This is a genomic window from Pseudomonas saponiphila (assembly GCF_900105185.1).
Lineage (GTDB): Bacteria > Pseudomonadota > Gammaproteobacteria > Pseudomonadales > Pseudomonadaceae > Aquipseudomonas > Aquipseudomonas saponiphila.
On record NZ_FNTJ01000003.1, the window covers coordinates 227199 to 250932 of the forward strand.

Annotated in this window: 21 protein-coding genes; 7 read left to right on the forward strand and 14 right to left on the reverse strand. The window is 56.5% G+C overall.

What is annotated here, in order from left to right:
• Positions 1-242: 242 nt before the first annotated feature.
• The gene (locus BLV47_RS36340; RefSeq protein WP_167365745.1) at positions 243-395 is read right to left on the reverse strand and encodes a hypothetical protein; all 153 of its coding nucleotides are present in this window, start codon (positions 393-395) and stop codon (positions 243-245) included.
• A 112-nt stretch (positions 396-507) separates the two neighbouring features.
• Between BLV47_RS36340 and BLV47_RS35975 the strand changes: the two genes are divergently transcribed.
• Complete coding sequence (locus tag BLV47_RS35975; protein WP_143038361.1) at positions 508-804, forward strand: hypothetical protein; 297 nt, start codon at positions 508-510, stop codon at positions 802-804.
• A 407-nt stretch (positions 805-1211) separates the two neighbouring features.
• Here the strand turns inward: BLV47_RS35975 and BLV47_RS33570 are convergent, their stop codons facing one another.
• From BLV47_RS33570 to BLV47_RS33590, 5 genes are all read right to left on the reverse strand, one after another.
• Entirely contained in the window at positions 1212-2435 is a 1224-nt protein-coding gene (locus tag BLV47_RS33570) for a ParB/RepB/Spo0J family partition protein (protein ID WP_092320769.1), read from the reverse strand.
• Positions 2432-3355, reverse strand: a complete 924-nt coding sequence (locus BLV47_RS33575) for a ParA family protein (RefSeq protein WP_092320770.1) — start codon at positions 3353-3355, stop codon at positions 2432-2434. The genes BLV47_RS33570 and BLV47_RS33575 overlap by 4 nt, the downstream gene beginning before the upstream one ends.
• Positions 3356-3598: 243 nt before the next feature.
• On the reverse strand, positions 3599-5185 hold the full coding sequence (locus tag BLV47_RS33580; RefSeq protein WP_143038362.1) for a hypothetical protein: 1587 nt from the start codon (positions 5183-5185) through the stop codon (positions 3599-3601).
• Between the two features lie 86 nt (positions 5186-5271).
• Positions 5272-6129, reverse strand: coding sequence for a ParB/RepB/Spo0J family partition protein (locus BLV47_RS33585; protein ID WP_208605345.1), 858 nt, complete (start codon positions 6127-6129; stop codon positions 5272-5274).
• 79 nt (positions 6130-6208) lie between these two features.
• Positions 6209-6871 (reverse strand): hypothetical protein, encoded by a 663-nt coding sequence (locus BLV47_RS33590; protein ID WP_092320772.1) that lies wholly within the window; start codon positions 6869-6871, stop codon positions 6209-6211.
• A gap of 121 nt (positions 6872-6992) precedes the next feature.
• Here BLV47_RS33590 and BLV47_RS33595 point away from each other — a divergent pair, with 121 nt between their 5' ends.
• Genes BLV47_RS33595 through BLV47_RS33620 form a run of 6 tightly spaced genes read left to right on the forward strand, consistent with a single transcriptional unit; the run spans position 6993 to position 17407 of the window.
• Positions 6993-7385, forward strand: coding sequence for a response regulator (locus BLV47_RS33595; protein WP_092320773.1), 393 nt, complete (start codon positions 6993-6995; stop codon positions 7383-7385).
• On the forward strand, positions 7378-7857 hold the full coding sequence (locus tag BLV47_RS33600; protein WP_092320774.1) for a chemotaxis protein CheW: 480 nt from the start codon (positions 7378-7380) through the stop codon (positions 7855-7857). The genes BLV47_RS33595 and BLV47_RS33600 overlap by 8 nt, the downstream gene beginning before the upstream one ends.
• 10 nt (positions 7858-7867) lie before the next feature.
• On the forward strand, positions 7868-9862 hold the full coding sequence (locus BLV47_RS33605) for a methyl-accepting chemotaxis protein (RefSeq protein WP_092320775.1): 1995 nt from the start codon (positions 7868-7870) through the stop codon (positions 9860-9862).
• Positions 9862-10647, forward strand: coding sequence for a CheR family methyltransferase (locus BLV47_RS33610; protein ID WP_092320776.1), 786 nt, complete (start codon positions 9862-9864; stop codon positions 10645-10647). Before BLV47_RS33605 ends, BLV47_RS33610 begins: the two co-directional genes overlap by 1 nt.
• 2 nt (positions 10648-10649) lie before the next feature.
• Entirely contained in the window at positions 10650-16466 is a 5817-nt protein-coding gene (locus tag BLV47_RS33615; RefSeq protein ID WP_167365746.1) for a response regulator, read from the forward strand.
• Positions 16463-17407, forward strand: a complete 945-nt coding sequence (locus tag BLV47_RS33620; RefSeq protein ID WP_092320778.1) for a chemotaxis protein CheB — start codon at positions 16463-16465, stop codon at positions 17405-17407. Before BLV47_RS33615 ends, BLV47_RS33620 begins: the two co-directional genes overlap by 4 nt.
• Before the next feature lie 235 nt (positions 17408-17642).
• On the opposite strand, the gene BLV47_RS33630 is transcribed toward BLV47_RS33620, so the two are convergent.
• The 8 genes from BLV47_RS33630 to BLV47_RS33665 form a co-directional block, all read right to left on the reverse strand.
• Positions 17643-18149 (reverse strand): hypothetical protein, encoded by a 507-nt coding sequence (locus tag BLV47_RS33630; protein WP_167365747.1) that lies wholly within the window; start codon positions 18147-18149, stop codon positions 17643-17645.
• An 18-nt stretch (positions 18150-18167) separates the two neighbouring features.
• Complete coding sequence (locus BLV47_RS33635; protein WP_092320781.1) at positions 18168-18431, reverse strand: hypothetical protein; 264 nt, start codon at positions 18429-18431, stop codon at positions 18168-18170.
• A gap of 94 nt (positions 18432-18525) precedes the next feature.
• Positions 18526-19626 carry a recombinase RecA gene (gene recA, locus BLV47_RS33640; RefSeq protein WP_092320782.1) on the reverse strand — a complete coding sequence of 367 codons (1101 nt, stop codon included), beginning with the start codon at positions 19624-19626 and terminating at the stop codon, positions 18526-18528.
• Complete coding sequence (locus BLV47_RS33645; RefSeq protein WP_092320783.1) at positions 19623-19937, reverse strand: hypothetical protein; 315 nt, start codon at positions 19935-19937, stop codon at positions 19623-19625. The genes recA and BLV47_RS33645 overlap by 4 nt, the downstream gene beginning before the upstream one ends.
• A 72-nt stretch (positions 19938-20009) precedes the next feature.
• A complete protein-coding gene (locus BLV47_RS33650) occupies positions 20010-20933 on the reverse strand; it encodes a hypothetical protein (RefSeq protein WP_092320784.1) in 924 nt (307 codons plus the stop codon).
• Entirely contained in the window at positions 20930-21679 is a 750-nt protein-coding gene (istB, locus tag BLV47_RS33655) for an IS21-like element IS1474 family helper ATPase IstB (protein ID WP_062838242.1), read from the reverse strand. The genes BLV47_RS33650 and istB overlap by 4 nt, the downstream gene beginning before the upstream one ends.
• Positions 21567-23252 carry an IS21 family transposase gene (istA, locus tag BLV47_RS33660; protein ID WP_062838241.1) on the reverse strand — a complete coding sequence of 562 codons (1686 nt, stop codon included), beginning with the start codon at positions 23250-23252 and terminating at the stop codon, positions 21567-21569. The genes istB and istA overlap by 113 nt, the downstream gene beginning before the upstream one ends.
• Positions 23253-23409: 157 nt before the next feature.
• Positions 23410-23658 (reverse strand): twin-arginine translocation signal domain-containing protein, encoded by a 249-nt coding sequence (locus tag BLV47_RS33665; RefSeq protein WP_092320785.1) that lies wholly within the window; start codon positions 23656-23658, stop codon positions 23410-23412.
• Positions 23659-23734 lie beyond the last annotated feature (76 nt).

The following is a 23734-nucleotide window of genomic DNA, read 5'->3' on the forward strand; positions in this document are numbered from 1 at the left end:
TGTCATCTGGAATCTTCACCTGGCAGCAGCAGCAAGACGCGGCATACGGCTAGGTTGAAAGATCACGTTCAACCTAGCGCCGCACCCGCCCAGATTCAAGGTCGTTTTGCCGAAGATTTGGCAAAAAAAAACCCGAGCCGGTTAGGCTCGGGCTTTCGGTTCTTTTCGCCTTGGGCACTCTACTTACGCCTTGCGGAAGCGTAACTAGGGTGCCCAAGACATCAGTCATTGGGCCAAAACGATTAGCACTCATCCAAGCCAGCGGCGGCGAAGGCAGCACAGCGTGACTCGTTAGCCTTGTTCACTGTTTGTTGCGCATCATCTTTTCCCGGAAGGAAGAAGAGAGCAGCAGCAGCGATCAAGCCGAAGACAATTGCGTAGTTCATTTTGGACATTGCGGGTTCTCCGTATGAAGCGCCCACAATCCCCCATTTGGTGATTGTGAACACCAAATGGTCTCAGGATTTCAATTGCAAAAAACGGGTGTCGTGCGACTGGTAATAGCGAATGAATAGAGTGCCAAGGGACTCACATCAAACACCAAAACCAAGTTCAACGATCACCACACCTAAGCAGCAACCGTCATGGAAATGGCGAATCGATGTGAAAACATCCAAACGCAAAGTCACAGACAACTGTTCAAAACAACAGAAACAATCTGAGAGACTGACTGTTAAAGAGCGTGCTCAATCTCAAGTGGCGAAGCCAGAAGAGACAGAGATTGATCGCAAGGCGAAGCCAAACGATCGAACCGAACCTACAAACCAGCAATGCCAGCAAGTAGAGAATCGGGAAAAACTCTAAATGCAGCATGCAGGGGCAGGCGTGCATCTAGTAAGACGGTCGTCGGACAGCGAGAAGTAGAACAACCCGAAATCCAACACCCAAAAAAGACCAGCGAGTTCGCGATCGATCCTGGGGTGTGATCTGTCGCTTTGAGAGATCTCAAAACTACGGAATCACGGAAGTACGGTGTAGAGACTAGATAAGAGTGCCCTCCCAATTCAAGCGCAAACGCCCAAGATTTCTAAGATTTTCAGACGGGCCGCCGGATTGGGTTTGCTGGGATTTCTTCCGCATGCGGAAGATTTCAGCCGGTTGATTCACGGGTGAACAATACGATTTTCGGGGAAGGATACGGGGATGATTTCTTCCGCATGCGGAAGAAAAAAGGGCAGCCTAGGCTGCCCTTTTCAGTACGGCTGATTCATTCACTCAATAGCAGCGAGTTCAGCCATGGTTACGATTTCAATGCAGTCGGTATCGACGATCAGCTCGGTCTGTTTGCCCTGCTTCGTGATCTCGACAACGCACTTGCCGGGCTGTCCATCGACAACCTTGTTGACCAACAGAAGCCCCTTGGTGGTTTCCTCGCGAACGATGTTTACTGCGATGACAATGCGGTTGGCATCGATATCGCGGGTTACCGACTTCGGGCGCGACTTCTCCTGGGGTGCACCTTGAGCCTGTCCGGACTCGGAGCCCTTGCTGGGCTCGGCCGATCGACCAGTACCACCAACGTCAACCTGGCCGGCAGCGACTGCTTCAGCACCAGCACTGCCCTGCTCTTCCCCAGCCCCTGAGTTCGAGCTGGGCGCTGCGGTCGAGGCAGCCTGTGTACTGGCAAACCCGGATGCGCCAGACTGTTTCTCAGCGCCAGCGTTCCCATTCAGTCCGCCAGTTGCATTGCCTCCGTTCTCTTGCTGGGTGGCACGGGCTTTCGCTTCGCGGGCCATGTTACGGGCGGTTGCACGTGTGAGCAGGTCCGGCTGGTCTTTGGCTTCGGCGATGAATTTCTCGCAGGTTTCTGGCTCCAGCTTGTGGAGCGTCTTCAGCGAAAAAAGCATCTCCGAGTCACGAGTAATGTTGTTGGTGATCAGCGAGAGGATGCACTCCGGCAGATCGGTCAACCCCGCGTGTACGTTGATGTAGTGGAGTGGCTTGCTCCATTCAGTTGCGATCTGCGGGTAAGTAAGTTTCACCCCGTCCGCCAGGCGAGCTTCCTTATACCGCTGAATGGCAATCCCGACCTCGTGGGGGAGAAGCCCATTACGCTGTTCGTTCTCGGTCACCTGTGCCTTGATGAGGTCAGCAGCAGAGCGTTGGCTTGCATCGACGATGCAGCGGATCTTGAGACCAGGTATCAACTGAACAGCGCGCCAGCGCCGCTCGCCCATAAGCAGCGGATACTTCCCAGTGTCGGTATCCATAGGGCCAACAGTAATGGGCGTATGCTGGCCTCCTTGCTTGATCGAGTCAGCCAGTTCTTCGATCTCAATGAAGCTGGTACGCACCTGAAGGGACGGGACAACTTGGGAAGGGTCCAGCTCAAGGACTCGTCCCTCAGTAGCGACCTGATCCAGCTTGGCAAGATTTCCTGCTAGGGACTTAAGACCAGCCAAAGCAAACTCTTTCTTCGGGGATGCTTCGCTCATTTGGCCTTCTCCTTCTTGTTACTCTGCGGCTTTTTCAGCGTCTTCTTTTGGGGGGCGCTTTTCTGTTTGGCAGGGCGTTTTTCTGCCGGCGAGTCTTCGGCAGAGGTGGCCCACTTCTCCACATCAAAGCCGATCAGTGCGGCGATCTCTTCCAACAGCAGCAGCATCTCATTACCTGCCACTCGGGCTGCACCGCTGTTCTTGAGATCCCAGACAGCAACACCTTGCGTAACAGCTGTATCTACCGCGCCGCGGTTCGACATCGCGTTGCGCATGATCAGGGGGCCCACCTCCTTACGGAGAGCCGCGAGTGACGACTTGTGGGCGTCGACACGGGTATTCAGCTTGTTGCAGATAAACCCCGTTGGCTTGATCTCTTTGCCTGTAGCACGGGAGATGCGTGCAAAGCTATCAAGCAGGCTGAGAACGCCATTCACCGCGAACGCAGCAAGTTCAACGGGAACAAAGATGTGGTCCGCTACGAAGATGGAACCAGTCATCTTGATGCCGCTGGTTGGCGGGTTGTCGATGATGATCACGTCATAGTCATCGCAGAGGTTTGCGATGTTGCCGGCGAATGCAGTCAGCACGCTCAGATCGCTCTGTTCGATCGAGTGAAGATCAACGTCGCCGTCCAGCGAATAGATCAAGTCAACTCCGCTCGGCGAATGGAGTGGCTCGTACTTGGGCATTTCTTCCATATACAGATGGCAAGAACGAAGACCGCCAACGCGCTCAGCGATCGGTACAAAGCGAGAGCTGAAGTTGCCCTGGCCGTCGAGATCAATGCCGAGCACCTTGTAACCTTGCTGCGCAAGGTAGAAGGCGAGGTTCACCGAAATGGTTGTCTTGCCAACGCCACCTTTCTCATTGGTGATGGTGATGATGTCGGCGGGTCCTGCGCGTCGTTTGCTGCCCATAAATCCTCCTAGTTGATGGGCATCACTATAACCGGCATGGCGACGGGTTCAAGTCAAATGGGGCGCATGGCGGCATGAAATATGAAAATAACCCCGCATTGCGCGATACAGGTGCTTGCCTGTCACTTTCCAAAATCTTCCGCATGCGGAAGATTTGAATTGCCGGCTGAGAGCGGGGCGATGATCTGGACAATGTTAGGCGAAAAAAAAGGGCGCTAAATGCGCCCTTTCAACCATGGTGGATCAGCGTGGAATCTCTTTCCGGATTACCTTTGCGTGGTTGGTGGATGTCTTCATGTTCAGCTCCAGAACCTTTCGCGCGGCGGAAGCTTCGTCGTAGTAGCGACCAGCGTAGATGTACCACTCACCCTTCTTCGAGTTCCGGGAGGCCAGGAAGTCATTAACACCATAGGCCTTCAGATAGAGTTGGAATTTCTCCCAGCTGGGCTTGTCGGTGTAGGTGTAGAGAACATCAAAGACCTCACGAGTTTTCACCTGCTCGACAACAGGGGCTCCGGCAGATGCAACTGCATTGGTAGTGCCGCCAGCAATAACGACATCCTGCGGCTCACGGCCAGGTTCGATTGCAGGCTCAAGTTTGGGTTTGAACGTGGTGATGGTCACGGGCTTCGACGCTACCGCGGAAGCCAGAGGTTTTGCAGCCGATTGGGCAACTGGGGCAGGGGCAGTCGGTGCTGAAGGGCGAACGCTCTCATCCGCATAAACACGACGCCCCGTGATGACCGGTGCGACGACTGAGGACTTCTCAATGGTCGCAACACTTTCGATGCCGGCCAACTTGGTTCGAGCTCGGCTGGTAATCAGGTTTTGCTCAGCAGCGAGTCCATTCTTAACTTCCGCGATGCGAGCTTGCTTTCGCGCCTCGATCTCATTCTTCTGTTCCGCCAGGCGGGATTCCTGCTCGCGCACAAACCTGTTGAATTCCTCACTCTTCGCGAGGCTTGGTTCGGCTGACTGGACCTTCTGCTGCTTCAGCATTTCACCAACTGAAACCAGTCGATCAACTTCAGTCTTCGCGGTCGCCACCTGAGCCTCTTTGAGCGCAATCTCCTGAGATGCACGCGCCCTAAGAGAGGCGAGCTGCTGTTCAAGATTGGCGATCTCAGTTTCGAAACGAGCCTTGGTGGAAACCAGTTCTTGCTCAGCAGAAGCCATCGTTCCGCGTGCATTGGTCACCTTTGTGGCGTTCTCAACAGCGAGTTGGAAGCGCTGACTTTCGAGAATCTCGTTCTCCTGAGAGCGAAGCTTCTGCGTCGCGCGTTGAAGCTCTTCCTCTTGCCGACTTCTCGAATCAATCAGGTCACGGGTCGATTTCTCTGCGGATGAGACCAGTGACGAATACTCGGTTTCAATTGCGGCAAGTTTCTCAGTGGCTTTGCGCTGTGCATCCAAAAGCTCTGCATCACGCTCGTTTTCAAGCAGTGCTTTCCGAACAGCAAGCTCAGAATCAGCCTTTGCGATTTTGGCCTGAGTCTTACGCGAGGCGTCCTGGAACTCACCAACACGCGCCGCTTCGGACGAAGAAGCTGGAGCCGGGCTCAAGTCATTCTCGTAGGCTGCGTTGGCAAGGCCCTGCTCCAATGCCCGCCGCTGCTTTTCCAAGGTATCAATCTGGCCTTGGAATTCATTCATCTGGCGTTGATAGAGAATTTGCGCCTCTGTGTAACGCTGAGGGGCGAGACCATCCTGATAACGCTGGTCGTACTGAGACTGGGGCTCCAACGCCAACTCAGCCGGCTTCTTGCCAGTTGAACAGCCGGATAGGGCTATCGAAGCGGCCAGCACAGTGAGTAGATAGGGAGTCTTCATCATAATCCTTCAGATCGAGGCCAGACTTACGGCACACACACAATTCACTAATAACGCGACTTAGGTGGCCTATTTAAGGCAACCAGTTAGAGCTCTACATCAATACCCATTCTTTCCAGCAGGCCGGCGAACTGCTCATTGTTGGTCATAGCGAATCCTGCCTGCCAACCGGATGGGGTCTTCTTGATGATGCATGTATAACCAGTGTGCTCACTTATGATCCGGGCAAGACGGTCAACGTCTGGGTCACCGCTGCCGAGATCAGCTACAGGCTTTGGCTTATTGAGGACTTCATTGATCTTCTGCTGGAGCCTCTTGTAAGACCACTGCCCTCGTACTGCCGCGGATGCCAGTTGGCGTTGAACCATGTTCGACTCAACGGAACAGAGCAACCGGCCGTGGGAAGCTGACAGCTTTCCGGAGATGAGATGGTCCCTGACCTGAATATCCAAGCCGACCAGGCGGATATAGTTCGAGACATAGCCACGAGACTTGCCAATCGACTCGGCAATCTCATCATGAGTAAGCCCCTTCTCTTCCCACGCCTTTAGAGCGTTAGCTTCCTCGATGGGATTAAACTGCTCTCGTTGAATGTTATCGACGATGGAGACGAAGCTGGCCTGTTCCTCGGTGTAGTTGGCCACCAGGCAGTTCAGTTCATGAAGCTGTGCCTTCTGCGCACCTCTCCAGCGCCGCTCGCCGCAGACAATGGACCAGCCACCTGCGAGGCGGGGTGTCACGATCAGCGGGGTGATGTTTGTTCCGGCCTTGAGAAGGCTTGATGCTATTTCGTTAATCGAGGCATCAGAGAAATCTCGCCTGAACTGCCACGGCCCGCGATGCAGCTGGTCAACATCAATTCGCCGGAAGGTCAGCGGAACCTCGCCAATCCCGAAGGTTTTGATGGATGCGAGATGCTTGTGGTCGTCGTCGGATGGATACACGTGTATCACTCACTTTGGCGTGAAACGGATACACAGACCATAACGCCAAAGATGAGAAATACCAGCAGTAATTAGCAGATTAGTCGACAGACCGTTGCTTGGCAGCAGCGCGTGCCAATTCAACTGACGCATCATCAATGAAGCCCCAAGGCTTCGGAGATGGCTTGAAGGAGATCAGCAGGGCAGGGGAGGGGCCACGCTCGGTGTATGCAAGTGGCTGACAGATGAACTTACAGTTGTCGTCTGGAACCACCTGGTTGAATACCAGCGCGTCGATGATCGGCTTACAGGCCGCAGCTACAGCCTCAGTATCGAGCAGCGCTGATTCAGCGGTGATATAGACCTCTTCAACAATCAGCGGGAACCGGCAGCGCTGCTGCCAGGCGTAAATGAGCGCACGGTTTTCCAGAACGACTGCCTGTACCCGCTTCTTCCATGTGTCTTTTAGGGCAGATGCCTTAGCGTCATGCATCCGTAGGGATACGTTCAGCGAGAGCAACATTGCCCCGCTGAAAATGAAGGTCAGCGTACCCAGAGACTCATCGCTTACTACTGCATCGTAGCGACCATCCTTGTTCGCTTCCTGAACCTTCTTTGCCCTGAGGACAGCTTTCGATGGCTCCCTCTTGGGGAGCTTCTGATCAGCTGCGACAGAAGCTGCATTAGTGCCGGATTTGGTGTGCGCGATGCGCGCCAGGAATGAGGGGTCAGCAGCGAAGGCCGCCCGATGCTTCTTGTTCAACTCGATTACTCCTTAGCTCGAACCACAGTAACGGCAGAAATATTTTGGTTCTGAGCCCCGGTGTTGGCCGGATTTGGACAGTGCATCGCGGCTATTAAATAACAAATGGAGTCCGCCCCGCATGAGCAAAATTAAAAAGGTGCTGATGGTCGATGATGCCCCGGCTATGAGAAAGGTCGGCGCAAAGTTCCTGTCTGCGCTCGGCCTGGAAGTAGTAACGGCACAGGATGGCTTTGAAGCCCTCGAAGTCATTAGGCGCGAGGAACCAGATGCATGTTTCATCGACGTAGACATGCCCAATCTGGATGGCCTGCGCCTTGTATCCATTCTCAGGGCCAACCCCGAATTCGGGAATCGACCAATCGCCATGTTGACCAGCGCAACGACTGCATTCGACAGGCAAAAGGGATTCCTTGTTGGCGCGGACCTGTATCTGACAAAGCCGTTTAGCGGTGAGACCATCAGTAAGGCCTTTGCGTCCATGGTTGAGATCGCAGAGGGTGCCCATGAGTGACGATTTCAAGAACGGGCGCTACAAGCTCGTTGGCTACCGCATAGGCGAATCTCTGTGCCTATCGCCAAGCCGGTCTATTTCCGCGGTGATGAAAGTGCCGACCAACCTTGTGCAGGTTCCTGGAACCAAGCCTTGGATACTCGGTGCCTCGAAGCTACACAACGAACTCATCCCGTTCATCAACATCGCCCGATTTCTGAACATTCAGTCCCGAGGCGACGTACTCAATCAGCCGATCCTGGTTGTCCGTGGCCCAAAGGGCGTGGGCAACGTGGGGCTGCTCGTCGATGAGCTGATTGGCATTTACCCAACCGGGACCATGGAAGACGTTCCCCAGAGTGATCTTCGAATCCCGCCAGGCCTTGGTTCTTCATTGGCCGGTGTTGTCTCGGGTAGCGGCAAGGTGTGGGCCTTGATCGATCTCCTTCAGCTTGTGAGCGACGAAAAGCTCCAGAAAATTGACCTTAACTGAGGCGCAACAGATGTCTAATTCGACCCCCCTCGTACCACTCACCGCTATCTTGATGATCGCAGCCAGCATCGGTGCGGGTTGGACAGGCTACGAGTACAACAAGAGCGCAAAGGCTGACGCCTATTACCTGGCTGAGTCCTCGGAGCTGCGCTCTGCTGCACTTCAGGCGATCTATCTCAGCGAGCGAGCTGCTACTGATAGCAACCTGCTTTCCGAGCTGGAGAAGCTGGAGGCTAGTGTCGAGCAATCGTTCGGGCGCATTCAGAATGGCGATCCCATAAATGGCATCTCGCCCGCGCCGGCCGCCCTCCAAAGTCAGGTCTCGAATCTGCGTGGTACTTGGGAGTCCATTTCCGCGAACCTCGGCAAGATTCTGTCCTCGCGAGGGAATACCGAGTCCTATACGCGCGCAAAGACCGAAACGAAACAGGCGATCGATGCTGCCCTGGCTGATGCAGAAGCATCCTTGTCTCGGATGAGCACTCTGCCGGCCAGCGACTCCCAGGAGAAGGTCCTGACTGAAGCGGTGGAGTCCCTCCGAGAGGCAGCCTCCATCCTTGGCCGTGATGGCGCTGACGCCGATGTGCTTCGCGCTGCGGAATCTGGCATCAGTAGCTTCCTCGGCTCCATCAGCTCGATTGGTCGAAACCTGCCTCAAGACAAGCAGCTGTTCGACTCTCTCACCAAGGCTTACCGTGGCGCTCAAGCCGCTCAACGCCTAAACATCAAACTGGTTGATAGCGCCACCGGTGCCAAGGCAAACATTCCCCTGGCCCGTGCTATCTGGGTTGAGCGCGATAGCTTCAAAGCCGCATCGCAGTCGCTCGTCGAAACGGCCAAGGCTCTGCCAAACACCCACGTTGTATCCCCACTGATTGTTGGCTCCTTGGGTGGTCTTGCCGTCCTCATGGCGCTGTTCACGTCTGTGCTTGCCCACTTCGCAGCTACCAGCCGCGCCCAAGCTGTTGAGTCGCGTGGGAACTCGATCATCGGCTCTCAGAAAGAGCGCTCGAAGGAACTGTCGATCCTGCTGAACGACATCAACGAATTCGGTCGCGGCATCATCAACCACGAAGTCACCGATGACCGGGAGTCGACCAAAGAGATTGCCAAGGTGCTCAACCTTGTATTCGGCAAGATCCGGGAGATCATCCAGGAGTCCGATCAGACGATTTCCGGACTGGCCGCTGCGTCTGAGCAGACGCTGGTAACTGCCCAAAACGTCTCGCGTAACCGACAGGAGCAGCAGCGTGCCCTGGAGCATATCTCCAGCCTGTTTGCTGACATGAGTAGCTACGTCGAGGTCATTCAGGAAGTGACCAGCCATACCCTGAATGTTGCCAACGAAGTATCGACAAAGGTCGGGGCCGGCTCGGATGCGGTAGCCAAGGTGCACGAGGGGATTCTGCTGATTGCAGACCACAACGTCTCGATTCAACACCGCTCGAAGAACATGATCGAGTCCTTCCAGACCCTGGGCCGTGTTTCTTCTGTTGTGAACCAAGTGGCCGACCGCAGCGACCTCGTTGCCTTCAACGCTCACCTGGTAGCAGACCAGATCGAGGGCAACGACGAAGTGGCCCACGCGATGAACAAAGCAGCTGAAGCGATCACCGTTCTTGCTCATCAGTGTAAGCAGGCGGTCGGCGAGATCGACATCCTGCTGAAGAACATGCACGAGTCAGCTCGGGATACACAGTACGCCGTTGATAGCTCGCAGCGTGAAATCGACGGCCTGCTGGATCGTTCTGCTAAGGCGCAGTCCGCCCTCTCGGACATTTCCCAGATGTCGACTTCGCTCCGCGAGTCTGTAGGCGATGTCACTGAACGCACCCAATCACTCATGGCTCAGTCGAGTGAGGTATCCCACACCATGGAAACCGTTCTGAATTACTCGGCTGAAAACGCGGCAGCTTCTGAGCAAACGGCACAGGCAATCACCAACGTGAACCGTTCCGCTCAAGAGCTTCAGCGGGTCATTCAGGGCTTCCTCAAAGGTAAGTAATGACCTTGCACATCGCGGCGACTGAAACCGACCAAGCGATCCATGACCTGGTTTCGCTGATCGAAGAGCGTTTCTCCATCCAGATCAACTCTGATCGTTTGGACGCTTTCCACTTCGCGGTCAAATCTTCCGCATGCGGAAGATTTGAATGCGTCGAGACATTGGTTGCCGCGATGAAGGCCGGACTGGTTGACGCCGAAACGTGGTCTCAAATTCTGCATGTGGCCACAAACCACGAAACCAGATTCTTCAGGCACCCACCAACCATCGAATTGATCATCGAGTTCTGTCGAAGCAAGACCACCCCCAAGATCCTTTCAGTGGGGTGCAGCACCGGTGAAGAGCCTTACAGCATTGCAGCGGCTCTTCTGCGAAACGGGCATCCCAGCTTCGACATCCTCGGTATTGATATCTCAGCCCCCTGCATCGAAACAGCCAGGGCGGGGATTTATCAGTCACACCCGAAGTTGAGCAACGATGTTGCAGTAGAAGTCGGCGAAGGCCGGTCGCGATTCCATAGTTGGATACGCCACATGGTCAGGTTCGACGTGCACAACATCCTGTCAGATGTGCCAATTGCCATGAGTGCTCCTGACGTAGTGATCACTCAGAACATGCTGATTTATTACCGAGCCGAGACTCGCCATCACATCCTGAACCGCCTGGCGCTGGAGCTCCCTAAGGGGGGCTATCTGATTGCCGGCCCCGCTGAAGATGCGGGATGGAAATGCAAAGGCATGACTCGAACTGTTCACACGCACGCAGCCGTTTTCAGAAAGGATTGACCATGACCAGTGCCACGCATAAAGCCCACCTTTCTTGGGTCCGCCCGCCAATCGAAAAGGCGATCGGTCGCGCACAGGTTGCTCTGGATACCTACTTCCAGAAGATGAAGGTGTTCAGGTCGCCGCCAACTGGCGTTCAGCCTTCTTGGATTGACCGGCAACAGCAAGAGGCGAATGAAAAGCTCGGCGTGCTCGGTCAGGAAATTAACCTCATCCACAGCGCCTTGGTGATGATCGGGTCAAAGGGCGGGGCGGCACTTAGCTCTGAAATGCATGTGATTTCGAGCAATATCCAAGAAAGCATTCTTGATGATGAGCAGAAGGATAAGGCTCTGCTTGCATTGATGTCTGGACTGGTGGTGCTGCCTAACTACATGAGCATGGTGATCTCTGGAGCACCTGACAGCCCAAGCATTCTTTCCAAGCCTATCAACGAAATTCGTGAGATCCGTGGCGTTCCTCTTCTTGTTGAAGAGAGCCTGTTGCCAAACCTTGCCTTCAGTTTCATCGATCCCCCTCTCAAGGACTTGGCCGTAGACCCGGCCCACCGTGACCGAGTGTTCGAAGCATCTGCAAAACCCTTCCAGGCCGCATTCGGGTCATGGATCGGGACTCAGAGCAAAGAGTCACTCCGTGAAATGAAAGGCATCCTGACCGATCTACAGACGGTGACAAACTCGCAGGAGATTGGCTGTTACTGGTGGGCTGCTGGCGCGCTCGTAGACCTGCTCATTGCCGGTAGTCTGAGGCATAACAACAACACCGTCTCTCAACTGCGCACTGTGTCTGTTGCCATTCAGAAGGGCAGTTTTGGAGGGGAAAGCGCGGCCCTAGAATCCCTTGGGGTTGAGCGTTTCAAGTCGCTGCTGTACGTCATGTCCTTGGCGAAAACGCAGACTGACGAAAGTGAAGAAGTCCTGGGCCGTTTTAACGTCGCAACTGGCGTTGATAACGATAGCCTGAAGTCCCTACAGGCCAAGCTTGACCGCTCATCAGAAGCAACCGCACAGACGGTTGCCCTTGAAGTTGAGTCCCTACTCTCGCACGCAATGGCTGCAATCGGCAGGGCGGTATCTGCGACCAAAGAAGATGTATTTGGCATTCAGATCGCCAGCTTCCTTACGGCTATTCGGGATCTCGCGAATATCTTCTTCATGGTCAACGATGAAGAATTGGCTTCGATCGCTCGTACAGCCGCTACCCGTGTGAGCGAAGACTCGCAAATGTCGGACATGACTACTGAGGTTGTCGAAGCCCTGAAGTCCGACCTGCTCTACCTCGATGCACGTCTCAAGAACCTTGCCGAAAATGAAGCCACCAGGGCGCTGGGTATCGAGGGCGTAGCTCCTGATGTGATCAGCGGCATAGTGTCTGAATCGCTCAAGGTGCTTGTGAGCGTAAGACGCCCGATTGCCCTGCATGTGGACAGCGGTACCGCTCAGGAAGGGCTGCGCCAAGGGCTGGAAGAGCTACTGAGTGTTGCATCTGTTACGAGCTTCGCAGGTGCCAGCAAGGTCGGTGCGATCCTCAAGGGTGTCGCGCATTCGATGATCAGCATGCTTGACGGTGGAACGCTGTCCCAGTCAGAAGCCTACGAAAATGCTGCGCGGGCCCTGGTGGCTGTCGAGCTCTACCTTGAGTCCATCCATTCCGGCTTTGAACCTGATCCGAGCATCCTTACTTCGGCGATCCAGGCACTGTCGAAGAACGGTATCGAGGTCGGCGAGGTTGAAGCCCCTACCCAGTCAGAACTGCTGACCATTTTCGAAAACGTCAGCGCCAGCGCCGCAGATGATGAAGACACGCTGCTTCCTGAAATCCAAGAGCTGCGCCATGTCTTCGAGGCCTTCGCGCAACTGCCGAACTTCACGGATCAGGCCCAGCTGCAAACACTGCACATGGCGTCGGACCGTATTGCAATGGCAGCTCGTATTCGAGGCGTCGAGCCTCTGGCTAAGTTGAGCAAGGCCATTGCCCACTTTGCCAATGAGGTCTACAGCGTTGCTCGTGACGAAGAGTTCGACACGAACGCAGCAGTTGAAGCTGCGAAGGAATCTGCCGCATTGATCTTGCGCTGCTTCGATGAGTACGCAGCAAAAGGGGCAGCAGCAATCTTCGTTGCAGACGTGGCCATCCGCCTGATCGACATGGTAGACACCGCCCGGCGAGAGGTAGAGACGACTGAAGATGCCGCTCCAATTGAACCTGAAGCACACCAGAACGAATCGGTGGATCGCGTCAGCGAAATCGACACCCCTGTTGATTCCCAAGAGATCCGAGAAGTCGAAGGTTCGGAGGTGATCCTCGCGAAGGAGGCTGAAGGCGAAGAGGTCGAATATCCCGAAGGCACTGATGCATTCATGATGCAACTCTACCGGGCTGAGTACAAAGCGAACCATGACAGCCTGGTTGCCATGTTGTCCTCAGAAGCCCCCAAGCTGGATGACCATGCGTGCCGGCTGGTCCATACGCTCCGTGGATGCTCTGGTTCTGCGCAGTGCATGCCTCTCAACCGCGTGTTCGCAGTCCTCGAAAATCGCTTGAACGAGATTCGGACTTCTGAAGTCGAGCTGACGACTCACGATTGCGCGCAGATTATTGAACTGCTGAACGAGTGCATGGAATTCCATCTTGCATTCCCGTGGCAGGCAACCACCCAGCTTGAAGATGCCTGGATCGATATGGCGAAGTCGATCTGCGGAACCACTGAGGAAGCAGTTTATGAAGAGGTCGCGGTACCAGCCGTACCGGCCGAAGATCCTCCAGTAACCACCGCTACTGATCAAGTTGACTCTGTTGAGCCAGAAGCAATCGAGGTCGAGGTCGAGGTCGATGCAGTTGCGCCAGTTACGGTTGATGAAGTGACAGAGACTGTCGCCGAGCAGCCACAAGCTGAGGTTGAGGTTGAAGTTGAGGCTCAAGTGGAAGTCGAGCCCGAATATCAGGCTCCGATCCCCACCCAGTCCCACGCTGTTATGGAAGCGACATACGACCAAGAGCTGGCCAGCTTCTACATCGAAGAGGCCGATGAGCGTTTGCCGCAGCTACAGGACAACTTCCAGGCATGGCTCAGCGATCTCGATAACCGTGAGTTGATCCATACGATTAAGCGTCAGATGCACACCCTAAAGGGTGCTGCTGCCATGGCGCAGTTGACCGAGATTCAGGAAGTGACTCACTTGATGGAGTCGCTGTTCGAGTCGCTCAGCTTGAATATCATCCCCGCCAACCAAGATTGCATAGACCTGGTGGAGATTGTGCTTCAGGAAATCGGCGGCCTATCCACCGCCGTCAGGGCTTACCGCGGCCTTCGTCGGCCGGACGCCCTGATCAACTGCCTTGAGTGCGCTGTCGAGAAGAATCACATCAATCTTCAGCTGCTGAGCATGAACCAGGGCGAGCCACAGATCAGCGAGCAAGAGCATGATGAAGACCATAACCACGGGGCAGAAAGCTCGGTGGGTATGGAGCCAACGGTAGGCAAGAAGACCCGCCGCAGAAGCCGCGGCAAGGGAGCCGCCAAGCGTCACGCTGAGAAAATGGCTGCGCTGGCTGAAGGGCAGACGACAGGTGAGGCCCATATCCCGGAAGAGAAACATTCCGTAGAGCAGCCCAAAGCCCAGCCACAGGCCACAGTTCCGGTCCCTGAGCCAGTCGCTAAGCCTGCTGTAGTGGCTGCTCCGAAAGCCGAGGCTCAAATTGCACCCCGAGCTACTGCGGTTACTGAACCGAAGAAGGCGGAGCAAAAGCCAGCGACTGAGCAGCCTGTCCGGAAGGAGAGCGTGAACAAGCCAAGCGCAGCCACTGGCAATGCAGTTGCGGCTGAGATGCTTGTTCATCGCAGCTCCCGTAAAGCTCCGTTCGATGACGGTAAAGAAACCCCGCTGATGCCAGTGGTTTCCCAAGCTGTCCGATCTCTCTTGCAGCGGACTCAGCAGGCCCACGGCCAGGCCCTAGACGCGCAACGGGTCGTGAGCACCGAGAAGATCAAGGTTGACCAGCGACTTCTGGAAACCGCAGTTGAACAGGCAAGCGAGCTTACTGCTTCTCGGCATCGCCAAAGCGCCCTCCAGAAAGAGGTTGCGATCGGCCTGATCTCCATCCGAGAGAAAATGGAGGCTCACTATCTACATCAAAACCAAGTCATCCACATGCTTCGTGGCTACATCAACCTGCCAGGCGGGATGACAGGCACCACTAATGCTTCGGCTGATATGCAGCTTGAGCGTTTCAATGACATTTCTTCGATGGCAGTCCATGCCGCGCAAAACATCGAGCAAATCATCCAGGACCTCCAGTATGTGATGGAAACTGGTGATGTGATGCAGGAGTCCATTCGTAGTCAGGGACGCCTTATCTCCCGCCTCCAGCGTGATCTCATCCACAGCCGGCTTGTACCGTTCAACAACATCAAGCCAGCCCTGAACAGCACCATTGAGAACACCTCGAAGCTGCTCAAGAAGAAAGTACGAACTGAGTTTGGTGGTGGCGACACCATCTTGGACAAGAAGATCCTCGATGCGATCAAAGATCCCTTGTTCCATATCCTTCGGAACGCAATCGACCATGGCCTTGAGGTTGAAGCCGATAGAGCGGCAGCAGGTAAGAATCCGGAAGGTCTAATCCGCGTCACGGTTGCCCGCCGGGCGAAGAACATGATCGTCACTATCTCTGACGATGGCCGAGGCATTGATCCGGAAGCCGTGCGTAAAAAGGCTCTCTCTATCGGGATCATCTCCGCTAAGGATGAGCTGACGGATAGCGAAATCATTCGCCTGATCACCCACAACGGGTTTTCTACCGCGAACAGTGTTGGTCACATCTCGGGCCGTGGCGTGGGCATGGATATCGTTGCCTCTGCCGTCGAATCCATGGGCGGCATGTTGCAGATCGAGTCCAAGGTTGGGCAGGGAACCACTTTCACTCTGGTTCTTCCGTTCTCGATCGGATCGAACAGGGCAATGATCTGCAACACCGGTGGACAGTGGTTTGCTATCCCGACCTTCACCATGTCCAGTGTGGCGTACTGCGCGCGTGCTGACCTGGATGAGCAACTGCGCCTGAATGGCCATGCCACCTACTCGCATGAGGGGGAGGTTTACAACGTGGTCCCACTGGCTGATCTGATCGCTATGCCTGAGCTCAAGGGAAGTGTTGATGCAGCCAAGCCTGTGACCCTCCTTCTCTGCCGCCACGGTTCGACGCGGGTTGCCATCGAGGTCGAGAAGGTTGATTCCATGCCTGAGATTCACATCCGAGAGCTGGATGGGATCTTGAGTAATGTTCGCGGTCTCATCGGCGAAACGGAACTCTCTGACGGCACAGCCATTTTCGTTTTGGACGTGATGGAACTGATCCGAATCAACCTGAAGGAAGGGAGCAAGGGCTACGGAGTTCGTCAAAACAGGATCAGAGCGGTCAAGCGCGAGAATCGTCCGCTCGCGTTTGTGGTCGACGATGCCACCAGCTATCGCCGGCAGTTGACCCAATACTTCGAGGCTCGTGGATTTGAGGTGATCACTGCGCGTGACGGCCAGGACGCCTTGGACATGCTGCCCCTTGAGCGTGAGCCTTCGATCATCACCGTTGACGTTGAAATGCCCCGCCTGGATGGCTTTGGGCTGACTCGCCGTCTTCGCCAGATGTCTGAACTCGACCACATCCCGATCATCATGCTGACCACAAGAACCGGGCTTGAGGCCCAGGCAGCTGAGGCCGGGGTCAACGTGTTCTTGAACAAGCCTGTCGACTACCCAGGTATGGATAAGGCCGTGAGCCAATGCCGGCCAGACCTTATTCGCAATGAGGATGCAGCATGAAAGTCGGTATCGTCAGTGCCAGTGGCGTTCAGGCCACACTGATACAAGAAGAACTCTCCACCGTTCTTGCAAATGTGCGGGTGTTTAGCATCCCCGAGGTTGAATCAGGTCTGGCTCGCACCACCAACCAGCACCTGATGATCTATGACATCTCAGATCCATCACTGCTGGAGTCCGAAGACTTGAATGAGCAGATGGATAGCAATGAGCCTCCCTGCCTGTTCAATGAGACGGACCTCTATCCGATGTCGCCGGAGCAACGCATTGCCTGGCGAAATCGCATGATCGAAGAAATGAAGAAGCTGGCCCCTGACCTTGCTGATGAGATCAAGCAGGCAAACGACAGATTCGCCGCTTCGAAGGTAGACACGCTGGTGATCGGATCTAGCTCCGGTGGCCCTTTGGCGCTGAAGGAGTTTTTCTCCAACCTGCCCCGCCTGAACATCGCCATCTTCATTGCTCAGCACATGCCTGAAGCAGCATTTGGCCTGCTGCTGCGGCAGGTTAAAGAGGCTGCCAAGGATTGGGACGTAGAGATCGGCTATCACGGGCAAAAGGTGGTGGGGGGCAAGGTAATCCTCATCCCTCGGGACGTAACGCTAAACATCTCGCCCAACGCGATAATCGAGTTCAAGCCGAACGTGACCCCCCCAGAGTTCCACCCCAGCATCAACCAGGCTATCCGCTCGGTTCATGCGTATTCCAAGGAACGGACGAACATCCTGATCCTCACTGGGATGGGCGAGGATGGCGCAGCAGCGGTGCGGGACTTGAAGGGCAAGGTCAAAAGCATCATGGCCCAGGACCACGCTTCCTGCGCTTCTTCAAGCATGCCGGACGCGGCACGAGAGACCAACGCAGTCCAGTTCAGCGGCCCGCCGAGCGAGCTCGCCCGGAAGGTTTCAGAGGCATATGGGTTCGGAGTTGTGCTTCTGAACTGACGGCAACTGCCAGAGGAAAAAGCCGCAATCATGCGGCTTTTTTTGTGGGGGGAATTTACAGCTCGATCAGCTCAGTCCGTATCGACGCTTCAACTCGACTATCCGAGTGGCACGCCGGCGTTGCGTCTCAGCGGTCTCCTGGTCAGCATGTATTGCTCCGTGAGCAACGGCAGAAGCATAGCGCTCGTCTTGCTGCACCAGGTCAACGAGCTCCTGCAATTCCACTCGCATTTCGTCATAGAGCGCCATCGTTACGCCCCTGCTCTGTATGAGGTTGCACGCCTGAAGCTGCATGGATGCGTGGGTATAGATGCCTCCACGCCTGGTATGCAAATGACTTCTCGTAGTCCCCGCCTCCCGCGCGAACATACTGCCCCTCAGTTTCCCACCATGACTGAAATTCGGACTCGAATACATCATCGCTTGGCTCAGCCTCAACAGCACAGGCGGTGACCACTTCCACCTTAGGCGATGCGAGCACACGAACGCAGCGCGTGCGATTCATGCTATCCCTGACAGTCACTGCGAGGGCATGGAGATGGTTGCCGTCCCACAAGGCCACGACGCCACCACAAGCTAACTCGTAGCGATAGTTGTCGATGTGGCCGGTCTTCGCGCCAACCTTTACCGCTTGATCGTTCATGAATGGCCACACAGGCGCATCGATCTCGTCGAGATGATGACTGATCTGGACCTGTCCATTGCAAACCAGCACCGATTCCATTCGTTCATTGGATGGCATTAAGTGGTCCCCTAAAAGTTAGTGGCTCAGGCCCTGAGCATTTTCCTCTTGGAGCTCAAAGTCGTATCGGGCAAAGACTTTCTCGCCGCTCCAAATAACCTCAAAAGCCTCTTGGATTTTCTGGCGGAAATCCTCCAGAACGGACTTAAAGTCCTCCGCCTCATACTGCTCCGATTCGACCAGCCAGCCCGGAGCAGAAACCTCGGCGCTTTCGCCGGCAATACCTACACTCGGATCTCCGACTGTCCAGAGATACAGCTTCTGCACTCGCTTGATGCCCATAATTCACCTTGTTCGCAGATGGGTGTTCTATCTTCGGCAATTCGCCGGCCAAATGAAAAGGGCGCATTGCTGCGCCCTAACCACTACTGGAGAGTTAGACCTCTTCGCCCATAGGAGCCAGGTCCGGCGAATCTTCTTCCACTTCTTCCAGCGGCTCTGCATCGGCAGCATCCAGAGGTTTGCCCTTAGGCTGGTGTGCTGCGCGCACAGCATCCTCGATTTCGCGAGCGGCCTCGGGATTTTCCTTGAGCCATGCAGCCGCATTCGCCTTGCCCTGGCCGATCTTATTGCCGGCGTAGGAGTACCAAGCACCTGCCTTAGAAACCAGATTCTGCTCGATACCCAGATCGATCAACTCTGCAAAGAAGTTGAAGCCATGCCCGTAGATGATCTCGGTCTCGGCCTGACGGAACGGCGGGGCGACCTTGTTCTTCACGACTTTGACGCGGGTTTCGCTGCCGATCACCTCGTCGCCGTCCTTGACCGCGCCGGTACGTCGAATATCCAGACGCACCGAGGCGTAGAACTTGAGGGCGTTACCACCGGTGGTGGTTTCCGGGTTGCCGAACATCACACCGATCTTCATGCGGATCTGGTTGATGAAGATCACCAGGCAGTTCGCATTCTTGATGTTGCCGGTGAGTTTGCGCAGCGCCTGGCTGAGAAGTCTGGCCTGGAGCCCAACGTGAGCATCCCCCATGTCGCCTTCGATCTCTGCTTTAGGCACCAGTGCTGCCACGGAATCGACGATGATTACGTCTACCGCATTGGAGCGCACCAGCATGTCGGTGATCTCCAGAGCCTGCTCGCCGGTATCAGGCTGAGACACAAGCAGGTCATCTACGTTGACGCCCAGTTTGCTCGCATAGCCGGTATCCAACGCATGCTCGGCATCGACGAAAGCGCAGGTAGCACCAGCCTTTTGCGCCTGAGCGATAACCGAAAGGGTGAGGGTGGTCTTACCCGAAGACTCAGGGCCGTAGATTTCGACAATACGACCCTTCGGGAGACCGCCAATGCCGAGGGCCAGGTCAAGCTTCAGGGAGCCCGTGCTGATGGCGGGGATGGGGGTCAGCGAGGCCGAATCCATACGCATGATCGCGCCCTTGCCGAACTGCTTTTCGATCTGGCTCAAACACTGAGCGAGGGCCTTGTCGCGGCCGGCGAGCTCTGCACCGTTGGAAGCATCTTTCATTTGTTCACCTGCTGATTGTTGGTGGCTGATTTACTTTCCGCCTGAATAACCTTTCTAACGGCAGTCGCCTGATCTTCAAGGCAACGAGCTACGTTCCCGGCAAGGATGTCCAGCGCGCCAGGTTTCACATCGTCGATCAGTGATTTCAGGAAAGAGGCTTGCAGTTCACTATCGTCAGGAAATGCGTCCTGATCGAAAGAGGTGCGAAGCAGGGTGTGGGGGCCGAGCTTCGTTGATACCTCGATGGAACTGCCGGTCTTAACTGCAAACTGTCTCAGAAGGGCAGAAGTCATTACGTGAGCGGTACTCATGCTTGTTGTCCTCATTAGAACGAGGACAACTGTATGGCCGCCTTTCCCGTGCCAGAAGGTGGGCGAAAATAATCAGCCGCAGAAGCTAGATGAGCCGTCGCAGATACCCATGATTTCTTCGTAATCCTTGCAGCAGGTGACTGGCACCCACCAGACGAAGGTGTAGGTATGCATCGGGTCGACAGGGCCAGCGCGCATCTGGGTATCAAGCATCATGCTTCCGGCACCAAAGCCAACAGTCACCATTGGGCTTGTCTGCTGAAGCTTCCCGATGGCCAGCGAACCGTTGAACGGGAACGAGCCCTGGGCGAAGGCCGAGACGTGAATCGCACGGTAGGCGGCGATGCCTGCCGCAATTGGTGCTGAATCGTTCTGAGTTGCCATCTGCCGCGGATAGAGAGGCCCCCACTTCGGCCCAATGCACAGCTCCATGCCAAACATCGAAATGTTGCCAGTGAGCTCATTGCACGTAATCGGGTTGGACAAGAACGTATGGGCCATGTCCCGGCAACCCGTGCGCCAGGCGGGATCGAACTCAGTCGAGTAGAGCAGTTTGGGCATACAGGCCGGCATTGCTTTATTGAACTGAGACACCGCCTTGCTGACGATCTGATCCGTTGCAGCCGAGCAGACCGAAGTGGCGGAAGACAGTTTGGGGTTCCCGGTCTTCGCCTTGTCTACACCACACAGCTTGCAGTCCTGGTAGGCCATAGCCATCGCAATAGCCCAGGACGGAATCTCATAGATCCGTGCCTCGAACGTCGTGTAGTCGTTGTTATCGACACCGGTGCTGAACAAAGACCCCAGGCCAACTCCGAGCGCAGAATCACCACCACCCTTGATCACCTCAATCAAGGCGACCGGCTGGTAGTGGGAGACGATGAACTTGTCGGTGCAGTTGCGGATTTCGGTGAACGTGACCGAGCGTTTCGCTAATACGTGACCGGTGCTTCCACCCCGGTTGCGCGGGTTCTGGATTGTAATCGCATCGGTCACGATGCGGCTTGTTCCTCGGCTTTTTTTCGGCGCAGCGACTCGCCTTTCATCGTCAGTCGGTAGGCGTTGTGCACCAGGCGGTCGAGGATGGCATCGGCCAGGGTCGGGTCGTTGATCCAGCCGTGCCAGTGCTCGATGGGCAGTTGGCTCGTCAGGATGGTGGAGCGGCTGCCAGCGCGGTCGTCGATCACCTCCAGCAGGTCATGCCGGGCTCCTTCCTCCAGCGGGGCTAGCGCCCAGTCGTCCAGCACCAGGACGTCGACCTTTGCCAGCTGTTGCAGGGTACGGCCGAAGCTGCCGTCGCCATGAGCGATGCGCAGTTGTTCCAGCAGGCGCGGGGTGCGCAGGTACAGGGTGCTATAGCCCTGGCGGCAGGCCTGGTTGCCCAGGGCGCAGGCCAGCCAGGTTTTGCCGGCACCGGTCGGGCCGGTCAGCAGCAGGTTGTGCTGCTGGCGGATCCAGTCGCCACTGGCCAGGGTGGCGATCAGACGCTCGTCCAGGGCGCGTCCGGTGCGGCGGTCGAGATCTTCCAGGCAGGCGTTGGCGTACTTGAGCTTGGCCTTCTTGCGCAGCCGTACCAGGCGCTGGTTGTCACGCCAGGCCAGTTCGCGGTCGAGCAGTAGGCCGAGGCGTTCATCGAAGCTCAGGCTGTGGCTGGCCGGCAGCGTCCATTGCTCTTCCAGGGCGCGGGCCATGCCGTCCAGGCGTAGCTGGTGCAGTTGATTCAGGGTGTGTTGCGGCATCATCGAACAGCTCCTGTTGCGGGGGTTGGTAGTAGTCGGCGCCACGGACGTTCTCGTGGTCGCCGGGTAAGGTCGTTTCGGCGGCACGCTGGGGCAGCGGCTGTTGATCCAGGCCTTGCTGGAGCAGGTTGCGCACGCTGCGCCCGGTGAAGGCGCGCAGGTGTACGGCACGTTCGGCAGCGGCTTCCAGGCGTGCATTGCCATAGCGCCGGGCCAGCGAGAGCAGGCCGAGGCAGGCGCGGTAGCCCATCTCCGGGTGCGGCTTGTGGGTCAGTTGGTGATCGATCAGTTGGCGCGTGTAGGGGCCGATCCGCGCGCCCCAGTCGAGCAGGCGTTGTGGCGTCCATTCGCGATGCGCCTGGTGCGCCGCGGGCATGTGCTCGCGCTGGGTACTGTAAGCGCCGCGTCGCCCCAGCAGCAGGTGGCTGGCCACCCGCCGGTTGCCATGCAGCACTTCCAGGGTGTGTGCCGTCAGTCGCACGTCCACGTTCTGCCGGGCCAGGGCGGAGGGCACGCTGTAGAAGCTGCCATTGACCTCGATGTGGTAGTCGATGCTGACCTTGCAGCGCTTGAAGGTGGCGACCTCGTAGGGATGCACCGGCAGCGCTCGCAAGGCCGGGCGATCCAGGCGCTCGAACCAGTCGCGCCGGCAGCCATCGAGCCGCTTGAACGGGCGCCGATTCAGATCCTCCAGCAGCTCGGCGATGGCCTGGTTAAGCGCATGCAGGCTGAAGAACTGCCGATGGCGCAGCCGCGCCATGATCCAGCGCTCGACCACCTGCACCGCCACCTCGGCCTTGGCCTTGTCCTGAGGCTTGCGTGGCCGTGCCGGCAGGATCACCGTCTGGTAATGACGCGCGCACTCCAGCGTGGCCCGGTTCAGGCCCGGCTCGTAGCGATCCGGCTGGGCGACCAGGGCGCGCGGATTGTCCGGCACAACCATTTCCGGCACGCCGCCAAAGTAGGTCAGAGCCTGGCCCAGCGAGGTCAGCCAGTCCACCTGGGTTTCGCCTGGCGTCGCGCAGGCATAGGTGTAATTCGAGGCGCCCAGGGCGGCGACGAAGATGTGCGCCCGGCGCACTTCGCCGGTGGCCGGGTCGACCACCGGCAGCGTCGGCCCGGCATAGTCGATGAATAGCTTCTCGCCCGCACGGTGCAGCTGACGCATCGAACGTTTGAGCGTCTGGGCGTAGCGCCGGTAGTGCTCGACGAACTGGGTGTAGCGGTAGGTCGGCTGGCCCGCATGCGCGGCGAGATATTCCTCCCACAGCAGCTGCAAGGTCACGCCCTTGCGTCGCAACTCGCGGTGGATGCTCAGCACATCGGGCAGCACTCGCTCACCGCGCGGCTTGTTCGTCGACGTCGGTGCAAACAAGGCGGCCGCCAGCGCGGCCTCGTCCATGGCCACCAGCGCCGGCCAGTCCAGCCCGGCCACCCGCGCCGCCGCGATGTACTTGCTAACCACGCCCTTGGACAGCTGCAAGGCACGGGCAATCTTCTCGTGGGACAAGCCGGCCTCAAACTTGAGGCGCAGACATTCTTTGATGTTTCGCATGGCTACTCGCGGCGCCGCCATCTTCCTCTCCCGAAATCGGTCGAGGATGGCGGCGCATCAGGTCATGCGCAACGAAGGGGAAGGCTTTCGCTAAGTCGTGACCGGCGATTTCGGTAAGCCGTGACCACCTGTTTCGGAACAGGCGGAAAATCGGTCACGTTGCTACCGAAATGAGCGGTCACGCGTTAGCGAAATGACCGGTCACGATCAACCGAAACGGCCGGTCACGGTGCTCCGAAATCCGCATGCAGTAGTAGCAGCAGGAAGAAAATATCTTGTAGGCCAGCGTGACCGGATCGATCGACAGGAAAGTCGCAATACTGGCTGCGGACGCTTGGGCCTCAGGAGTTCTAACCCCAAACCCTAAAGACATGGCCGCCGCCCCAGCGGCAGTCATTTTCATAAATTTGCGGCGTGTGAAATCCATGCGGCCCTCTGCCCGTTACTGGTTGCACTGCATCAGTGCTGATGACTAATAACGGGCCAGAGGTGTCCATTCTCGC